Below are 8,153 nucleotides of genomic sequence, written 5' to 3'. Positions count from 1 at the left end.
CGTGTCCGCGGCGGCCCGGGCCCGGGGCGCAACCCCGCCGCCGCCCGGGGCCCCGGCGGCGGCGTCACGCGCGGTGCCCGCGATGCTGCCCGCGCCGTACGGGGAGTTCACCGGCCGCCGGGCCGAACTGGCCGGGCTGCGCGCGCGGCTGAGCCGCGAGGACGGCCGTCCTCGCCGGCTGCTGATCACCGGCATGGCCGGGGCGGGCAAGACGGCGCTGGCGGTGCGCGCGGCCCAGGACTGCGCCGCGCGCTTCCCCGACGGACAGCTCTTCGTGGAGCTCTGCCACCCGGACGGCGCCCCGAAGGAGCCCGCCGAGGTACTGGTCCGGCTGCTGCGCGCCCTCGGCGAACCGCCTCCGGCCGCCGCCTTCGGGGACCTGGAGGAACTGGTCCGGCTGTACCGGACCCGGACCTCGGGCGCCCGGCTGCTGCTGCTCCTGGACGGCGCCGTGGGCGACCGCCAGGTGGCCCCGCTGCTGCCGGGAGGCCCGGAGTCGGCGGTGCTGATCACCAGTCAGGCCCGGCTGGCCCGGGTCGCCGGCGCGGACACCACCGCGCTGGCCCTGGTGGACGACGAGGAGGGGCTGGAACTGCTCGCCTCGCTGGTGGGGCGCGGCCGGCTGGACGCCGACCCGGACGCGGCCGACGACCTGGTGGCGTACTGCGCCGGGCTGCCGCTGGCCCTGCACGTCACCGGGGCCCGGCTCGCGGCGCGCCCGCACTGGCCGGTGGCCCGCCTCGCGGCCCGGCTCGCCGACCCCGGTACCCGGCTGGCCGAGCTGTCCTACGGCGACGTGAGCGTGCGGGAGGCCCTGGTGCACTCCGTACGGCGGCTGGAGGAGCCGGAGCTGGCGGCGCTGACCGGGCTCGCGGACGGGGACGCGGAACCCTTCTGCGCCCAGTACGCGGCCCTGGTGCTGGGCACCGCGGAGGAGGAGGCGGAGGCGGCGTTGGACACCCTGGTGGACCGCGCCCTGCTGGAACTGTCCGGGCTGGACTCCCAGGGCCGGCCGCTGTACCGGTGGAACGACCTGGTCCGGCTGCTGGCGGCCTCCCTGACCACCCGGGACGCCTTCCCCTCCGCGGTGCGGTGAGTCACCCCGCGGTGCTCACCACGAGCTGTGGGACCGCAGGTGGAAGGTGCCCGTGGGCCGCAGGGCCGGTTCGATGGTCTCGCGGACGATGGTCCACACGTCGCCGACGACCCGCTCGCGCGGGGGCCGGGGCGAGCGGGACAGCGCGTCGGCTGCGATCGCCCAGGCCGAGGCCACGGCGGCCGTGGCCCGTACCTCGGCGGACGGCTTCGCGGCCTTCGCCCGCGCCCGGCCGACGTCGATGCGGAACGCGAGTTCCGCGGCCTGGCCGAGCTGGAACTCGCGGATGACTCCGGTCACCGGGAGCGCGAAGACGGCCGGCGAGAGCGGGTGCTCGTAGACCCGGCGGACCCAGGTGGAGAAGCGCAGCCGCTCCCGCTCCTCCCAGCCGCCGCGCGCGGCCGGGCCCGGGTCGTCCCGCTCCACGGCTTCCGTGATCGCCTCGAAGTACGCGGCGAGGTCCTCGGAACCCAGCCCCAGCAGCTGCCCGGGCGAGTCGAAGGCGGGAGCACCGGAGGGGGCTTCGGCGGTGGAGGCGGCCTGGAAGGCGTTCTCCGCGATCAGCTGTTCCACGGGGAAGAAGGACTCGATGGTCATGGCTCTACGGCCTTTCGCTGAGGCGGTACCGGGACGGAAGGGGCGGTGACGGTCAGGGCGGTGACGGTCGGGGCGGTGACGGTCGGAGAGGTGACCGGCGGCGAGGTGACCGGCGGCGAGGTGACCGCCGGTGTCGGTGCGGTGCGCGTGGTCGAGGAGGGCTCAGTGGTCGGTGTGGTGGTGCACGGGTCCGTGCGCGGCGGGTCCCGCCGGCCGGGCCAGCGCCACCGCGACGCCGTCCAGGAGCCGGAGGTCCTCGACGGTCCAGGCGGTGGTCCGGCCGCGGTGGGTGTGGGTGACCCGGACCGGACCCTCGCGGCCCGGATGGGTTTCCAGCAGGCCCAGTTCGACTCCGGACAGACCGAGTCCGGTGGCCTTGACCACGGCCTCCTTGCGGGTCCAGATCCGGTAGAAGGCCGCGTCCCGCTCGGGACCGGGGCGGAGCGCCGCCAGGTGGTCGCGTTCCGCGACGGTGAGGTCCGCGTCGGTGGTCGCCGAGCCGCGGACCGGGCGCACCGACTCGGCGTCGACGCCGATCGAGGCGCCCGCGCCGAGGGCGAAGATCCCGCACCCGGCGGTACGGCTCATGCTGAGCGGGAGACCCAGGTCCGGGACGACCAGCTTCGGCGGGCCGTGACTGCCGTCGCCGCAGCCGGGACAGGAGCGCCGGCCGAGGGCGATGTCCCCGGGCCCGAGACCGAACAGCCCGGCGAGGGCCCGGCGGGCCGCGGCGCGGGAGCGGACGAAGGCGGCGGCGTCGCGTTCGGCGGGCAGGGACAGCGCCCGCCGGAACTCCTCCGTGTCCAGCAGAGGCAGATCGGCCGGATCGGTGTGTTCCGGCGTACGCCACCACCAGACGTGAGCCTCCCCCCGTGCGCCGAGGGCGTCGGCGACGGCCATCGCCGTGCCATGGGCGTGGCCTTCCGTGCCTGATGCCATGAAGTCCTCCCTTCTACTCCCCCGTCGGATGGTGCGGGACGTGCGGCGGTCGGCAGGAATTCTCCGGGATTCCCCCGTGGAAACCGTAGACAAAGCCGCCCCATAACCATGCGGTGGGCAACTATTTCCCGGCTATACACGGATACGCGGACCGTTCGGAACCCTTTCCCATAGGAATGGGATAGGACAGGTCCGGAAACTGACTCGGGTCACCGTTCATCAACCCGAGGATTTCTTCATGCCGCGGATTCAGGAACACACCCTTACTCTTCCCCCGACCGGCACGACCCCGGACGCCCTCACGCTCACCGACGCCGAGCGCGCCGGGCTGATCGCCGTCGCCACCGACGTGCTGCGGGCCACCCCGGCCCTGATCGACGATCCGGCCTGGCTGGACACCGTGCGGGACGCCTCGTCGGCGCTGCCCCGTTCGGTGCTGGCCGCGCTGCGCCGGTTCCGCCACGACGCCGGCCCCGACGGGGTGCTGCTGCTGCGCAACGTGCCGGTGGTCGCGAACGACCCGCTGCCGGAAACGCCGACCGTGCCCGGTTCCGTGGAACGGGTGCCGGCCGTGGCGTCGGCTCTGGTCACGGCGGCCATGCTCCAGCTCGGGGAGGTCATCGCCTATCGCAGCGAAAAGACCGGCGCGCTGGTCCAGAACGTCGTCCCGGTTCCGGGGAGCGAGAGTTCCCAGAGCAATGCCGGCTCCGTTCTGCTGGAACTCCACGTCGAGAACGCCTTCCATGACAACAAGCCCGATTACGTCGGCCTGCTCTGCGTCCGAGAGGACCCGACCGGCGATGCGAAGCTGTGCACGTCCTCGATCCGGCGGGCCCTTCCGCTGCTGTCCGCGCACACCGTGTCCGTACTGGCCGCGCCGCGGTTCCTCACCGAGCCGCCGCCGTCCTTCGGCGACCTGAACTCGGTGACCCCCGCCCACGCGGTGCTCGTGGGGGACCCCCAGGACCCGAACATCCTGGTGGACTTCGCCGCGACGCATCCGCTGGACGACGAGGCGAAGGCCGCCATGGGCGAGCTGCGCGAGGCCCTCATGCGGACGATGTCCGCGCTGGCCCTGCGGGTCGGGGACCTCGCGGTGGTCGACAACCGGCTCGCGGTACACGGCCGGACCTCCTTCACCCCTCGTTACGACGGCCAGGACCGGTGGCTCCACCGGGTGTACGCCCACCTGGACCACCGCCGCAGCCGGGTGGACCGCAAGGGTGGTGGCGCGGTGCTCAACTGACGTGCCGCCCACCGCTCTTCGAGAGCCGGTAGGAACGGCCGGAGGGCCGGCCCCTTGCGGGGGCCGGCCCTCCGGCCGTCGTGGTGCCTACTGCCGTGAGCTGATGACGTCCGCCGGCCGGCCCGCCAGGGCCAGACGGCCCGGGACCAGCGTGGCCAGGGCGGTCAGCAGCGCCGCGAAGCCCAGGACGCCCAGGTACATCCAGCCGTCGATGGAGGGGGACGCGGAGCCGGTCATCCCGATGCTGAAGGCGGTGAGCACCGCGAAGGCGATGCCGGTGCCGAGGACCGAGGAGATCACGATCACCAGGGCCGCCTCGATGCGGAGCATGCGCATCACCTGGCGCCGGGTGGTGCCGACGAGCTGGAGCAGCGCGAACTCGCGGGTGCGGTCGGACACCGACATGGCCAGCGTGTTGACCACGGCGATGGCGGTGAAGGCGATGATCAGGCCCATCGCGACGTAGTTCACCTCGGCGTTGGACTGCTGGACCTCGGCCTGCAGGTCCTTGACCTGGTCGCGGTCGAGCACCCCGACGCCCGGCAGGCCGGCGAGGGCCTTCTGGAGGTCGGCGCGGCCGGGCTTGCCCTCGTCGGCGGTCTTGACCAGCAGCGAGGAGGCCAGCGGGTTGTCGACGTGCTTCGAGACCAGCTCGTGGGACATCGTCAGGTCGCCGAAGCCCAGGCCGCGTTCGTAGACGGCCGCGACGGTCAGTTCGGTCTCGGTGCCGTCGCCGAGGGTCAGCTTCAGCTTGTCCCCGGGCTTCTTGCCCAGGTTGTCGGCCGCCACGTCGCTGAGCGCGACGCTCTGCGCGCCGAAGCCGTCCAGGGTGCCGCCGCTGACGCCCGGGTCCCAGGTGCGGGTCAGGCCCTCGGTGGAGACGCCCTGCGCCGGGTACTTCTCCAGGCCGACGCGCACGGAGGTGCGGACGACCTCGGTCACCGCCGACACGCCGGGGACCTTGCGCAGGTTCTCGGCGGCTTGGGCGGGAACGCCGGGACCGGCCGCGCCGACGACCCAGTCGGCCTTGTTGCCGGCCTGGGCCTGGGCGGTGGCCGCCGCGCCCATCGTGGTCTGCACGAAGAAGACGGTGCAGGCCATGCCGATCAGCAGGGCGAGCGGGGTGACCGCCGCGGAGACCCGCTTGGTGTTGGCGCGGGCGTTGGCCGTGGCCAGGTAGCCGCCGACCCGGGAGGCCCGCAGCGGGACCCCGAGGACACCGACCGCGATCCGGGCGATCAGCGGCCCGAGCAGCGAGACCGACACCGAGAGCACGACGACCGACAGGAACGTCACCGGGGTGGAAGCGGGTTCGCTGCGCAGGGCGGCGAGTACGGCGAGCAGCACGATCCCGCCGGCCAGGAAGGCGGCGCCGGCGCCGAGCCGGCCCCAGGCGAAGTTCCGCTGCTCCATGGCCGCTTCGGACAGGGCCTCGGCGGGACGGATGCGGGCGGTGCGGCGGGCGGAGATCCGGGCGGCGGCCCAGGCGCCCAGCAGGGCCGCGCCGATGGCGGCGAAGAACGGGAAGACGCTGAAGGTGACTTCGAGGGTGTCGGGGATCGCCTTGAAGCCGACGAACTTTCCGTGCAGCCAGTAGGCGATGGGCAGGCCCGTGATCGAGCCGAGGACTCCGGCGAGGGCGCCGACGATCAGTGCCTCGCGGCCGATGAGCTGGCGGACCTGCTTGGGGGTGGCCGCGATGGCGCGCAGCAGGGCCAGTTCGCGGTAGCGCTGCTGGATGGAGAGGGCGAAGGTGCCGACGACGACGAGGATCGCGACGAGCAGCGAGGTGCCGCCGATGGCGCCGCCCATGGAGACCAGCTTGATCCGGGCCTTGGCCGCGTCGAGGAACTCGACCGGGCCGCGCTCGCCGCCGGTGACCACCTCCGCGGAGGTGCCGTCGAGGGCCTGGCGGACCTGGCCGGCGAGCTCCGAGGCGGACACGCCCTCCTTGGGCAGCACTCCGACGACGGCGACCTGGTCGGCGCGGCCGGACAGCCGCCCGGCCTCGGCGTCGGAGAAGAACAGCGAGGTCTGCTGCTTGAGGTCGTGGCCGGCGGGGGCCGCGATGCCGGTGACCCGGTAGACGCGCGGGGAGCCGGTGGCCTGGACGGTCAGTTCGGTGCCGGGCTTGATCCCGGCCCGCCGGGCCAGTTCGCGGTCGACGACGACCTCGTCGGCGCCGACCGGGGCGGCGCCCTCGGCCAGGGTGAAGGGGGTCAGGGGCGCGGAGGTCCAGGCGTGTCCGAAGGAGGGCTTGCCGTCGACACCCGGGACGACCTGTCCCTTGGGGGTGACCGCGTACGCCGGGAAGGTGATCTCGGGCAGCGCCGCCCGGACGCCGGGCAGGGCGGCGACCTTGGTGACGGTGTCGGCGGGCAGCCAGACGCGCTCGCCGAGCGGCTTCTCCTTCTTCTTGGTCTTGGTCTTGTCGCCCTTCTGCTTGACGGTGACCTGGTGGACGTTCTGGTCGCCGCCGACGATCACCGGGGCGCCGGCGTAGCGTTCGGTGCCGATGGTCCCCCTCAGCCCGGTCTCCAGCAGGATGCCGCAGGCCGTGACGAGCGCGGCCGCGCAGAAGAGGGCGAGGAACGCCCCGATGAAGCCGCCCTTGCGGGCGCGCAGGGTCAGCAACGCATAGCGCAGCATCAGGCCCACGCTCCCAGGTGGGTCATGCGGTCGGCGACGCGGTCGGCGGTGGGGGCCTGCATGCGGTCGGCGATCCGGCCGTCGGCGAGGAAGAGGACGGTGTCGGCGTAGGAGGCGGCGACCGGGTCGTGGGTGACCATGACCACGGTCTGACCGGTCTCGTCGACGCAGGAGCGCAGCAGGGAGAGGATCTCCTTGGCGGTCACGGTGTCGAGGGCACCGGTCGGCTCGTCGCCGAAGATGACGTCGGGGCGGGTGATCAGGGCGCGCGCGATCGCCACGCGCTGCTGCTGGCCGCCGGAGAGCTCCGCGGGGCGGTGGGTGGCACGGCCGCCCAGGCCCACGCGCGTGAGGATCTCCTCCAGCCAGCCGGAGTCGAGGCGCTCGCCGGCCAGGCGCAGCGGCAGCTCGACGTTCTGTCGTACCGACAGCGCCGGGATGAGGTTGAACGCCTGGAAGACGAAGCCGATGCGCTCGCGGCGCAGCTTCGTCAGCTGGGTCTCGTTCATTCCCCCGAGCTCGGTGTCACCGATGTACGCGGAACCGCTCGACGGCTTGTCGAGGCCCGCGGCGCAGTGCAGGAACGTCGACTTGCCGGAACCGGAAGGTCCCATGACGGCCGTGAACGAACCGCGCTCGATGCCCACCGAGACCCCGTCCAGCGCGCGCACGCCCCGGCCGGCCTTTCCGTACTCCTTCACGACTCCGTCCAGGCGCAGCGCGAACCCCGGGGACCCGGCGCCGTTCTGCCCGCGGCGGCTGTTCGTCTCGGTCCTCATGCGCGACCAGTCCTTCCAAAGCTTTTGAGGGGGGAATGTCAGCAGCCTCATCCGCGAGATGTGGCGGATGCAACACCACCGATCCTGGACGGCGGTTCTATATTCCCTCTACTCAAAAAGCCCCGGGGTACGGGTTTCCGGCCGCGGGCTGTGCGCCTACGGCCGGAAAGGGACGTTCGCGGGAGGATTCAGCGGCGGCGCCCCCTCGTCCAGCGGTGGACCAGGGCCGCGGCGGAGGCCGCAAGGCACAGGCCGTAGCAGGCGGTGACCCACGGGGCGGGGGTCCGGCCGGCGCCGAGTCCGTGGACGACCCCGGCGACCCAGCCGGCGTAGGCGAGCCCGTGCAGCATCCGGAAGGGGCGGATCCAGCGGCGGGTGGCGAAGACGCCCCGCCACAGGCCGGTGATCAGCGCGAGCACGAAGAGCTGGGCGGCCAGGGAACCGAGGTCGACGAGGAGGTCCCCGCTGCCCAGGAGGACGTCGCTCGCCGCGACCTCCTCCCCGGCCACCTTGACGCCGATGTGGACGAGCAGGAAGCCGACCCCGGCCAGGCCCGCGGCGCGGTGCAGGAGCTGGGCGAGCTGCCGCCGGCCGGGGGTGAGGACGTCCCGGAAGACGGAGGCGAGGCCGAGCATCACCGAGACCGAGAGCGCGACCAGCGCGAAGACCCCGGCCATCCGGTCCAGGAAGTCCTGGAGCGCGCCGCCGACGAGGGCGCCCGCGGACAGCAGCAGGGCGACCGCGAGCACCCCGGTGGCCACGGCGCGGGCCCCGGGGGCGGGGGTGTACCTCGATCGGCACCGTCGCCTCCGTGTCCGGACTGCTGCTCCTGCTCAACGCGGTCGTC

At 73.5% G+C, this 8,153-nt stretch carries 7 protein-coding genes; 2 read left to right on the top strand and 5 right to left on the bottom strand.

Annotated elements, in window-relative coordinates:
• A partial coding sequence (locus ACEPPI_RS38830) for an NB-ARC domain-containing protein (protein ID WP_373919969.1) occupies positions 1 to 1,096 on the top strand: 1,096 nt, incomplete at its 5' end.
• Positions 1,097 to 1,111: 15 nt separating this feature from the next.
• On the opposite strand, the gene ACEPPI_RS38825 is transcribed toward ACEPPI_RS38830, so the two are convergent.
• Together ACEPPI_RS38825 and ACEPPI_RS38820 are read right to left on the bottom strand one after the other, a co-directional pair.
• On the bottom strand, positions 1,112 to 1,693 hold the full coding sequence (locus tag ACEPPI_RS38825; protein WP_373919968.1) for a hypothetical protein: 582 nt from the start codon (positions 1,691 to 1,693) through the stop codon (positions 1,112 to 1,114).
• A gap of 162 nt (positions 1,694 to 1,855) precedes the next feature.
• Positions 1,856 to 2,632, bottom strand: a complete 777-nt coding sequence (locus tag ACEPPI_RS38820; RefSeq protein ID WP_373919967.1) for a 4'-phosphopantetheinyl transferase superfamily protein — start codon at positions 2,630 to 2,632, stop codon at positions 1,856 to 1,858.
• 238 nt (positions 2,633 to 2,870) lie between these two features.
• Between ACEPPI_RS38820 and ACEPPI_RS38815 the strand changes: the two genes are divergently transcribed.
• Positions 2,871 to 3,878, top strand: a complete 1,008-nt coding sequence (locus ACEPPI_RS38815) for a TauD/TfdA family dioxygenase (protein WP_373919966.1) — start codon at positions 2,871 to 2,873, stop codon at positions 3,876 to 3,878.
• Positions 3,879 to 3,965: 87 nt separating this feature from the next.
• On the opposite strand, the gene ACEPPI_RS38810 is transcribed toward ACEPPI_RS38815, so the two are convergent.
• The 3 genes from ACEPPI_RS38810 to ACEPPI_RS38800 form a co-directional block, all read right to left on the bottom strand.
• Positions 3,966 to 6,527, bottom strand: coding sequence for an ABC transporter permease (locus ACEPPI_RS38810; protein WP_373919965.1), 2,562 nt, complete (start codon positions 6,525 to 6,527; stop codon positions 3,966 to 3,968).
• On the bottom strand, positions 6,527 to 7,306 hold the full coding sequence (locus ACEPPI_RS38805) for an ABC transporter ATP-binding protein (RefSeq protein ID WP_266843146.1): 780 nt from the start codon (positions 7,304 to 7,306) through the stop codon (positions 6,527 to 6,529). Before ACEPPI_RS38805 ends, ACEPPI_RS38810 begins: the two co-directional genes overlap by 1 nt.
• A 188-nt stretch (positions 7,307 to 7,494) precedes the next feature.
• A complete protein-coding gene (locus ACEPPI_RS38800) occupies positions 7,495 to 8,067 on the bottom strand; it encodes a hypothetical protein (protein ID WP_373919964.1) in 573 nt (190 codons plus the stop codon).
• Positions 8,068 to 8,153 lie beyond the last annotated feature (86 nt).

The sequence above is a fragment of the Streptomyces sp. AB3(2024) genome, assembly GCF_041862025.1.
GTDB lineage: Bacteria > Actinomycetota > Actinomycetes > Streptomycetales > Streptomycetaceae > Streptomyces.
Note: the sequence above shows the minus strand (reverse complement) of the source record. Positions and strands in the feature narration are given on the sequence as shown.

Excerpts from the sequence above, each read along its gene's own strand:
- ACEPPI_RS38825 (WP_373919968.1), bottom strand. The coding sequence starts at position 1,693 with ATGACCATCGAGTCCTTCTTCCCCGTGGAACAGCTGATCGCGGAGAAC.
- ACEPPI_RS38820 (WP_373919967.1), bottom strand. The coding sequence starts at position 2,632 with ATGGCATCAGGCACGGAAGGCCACGCCCATGGCACGGCGATGGCCGTC.
- ACEPPI_RS38815 (WP_373919966.1), top strand. The coding sequence starts at position 2,871 with ATGCCGCGGATTCAGGAACACACCCTTACTCTTCCCCCGACCGGCACG.
- ACEPPI_RS38810 (WP_373919965.1), bottom strand. The coding sequence starts at position 6,527 with ATGCTGCGCTATGCGTTGCTGACCCTGCGCGCCCGCAAGGGCGGCTTC.
- ACEPPI_RS38805 (WP_266843146.1), bottom strand. The coding sequence starts at position 7,306 with ATGAGGACCGAGACGAACAGCCGCCGCGGGCAGAACGGCGCCGGGTCC.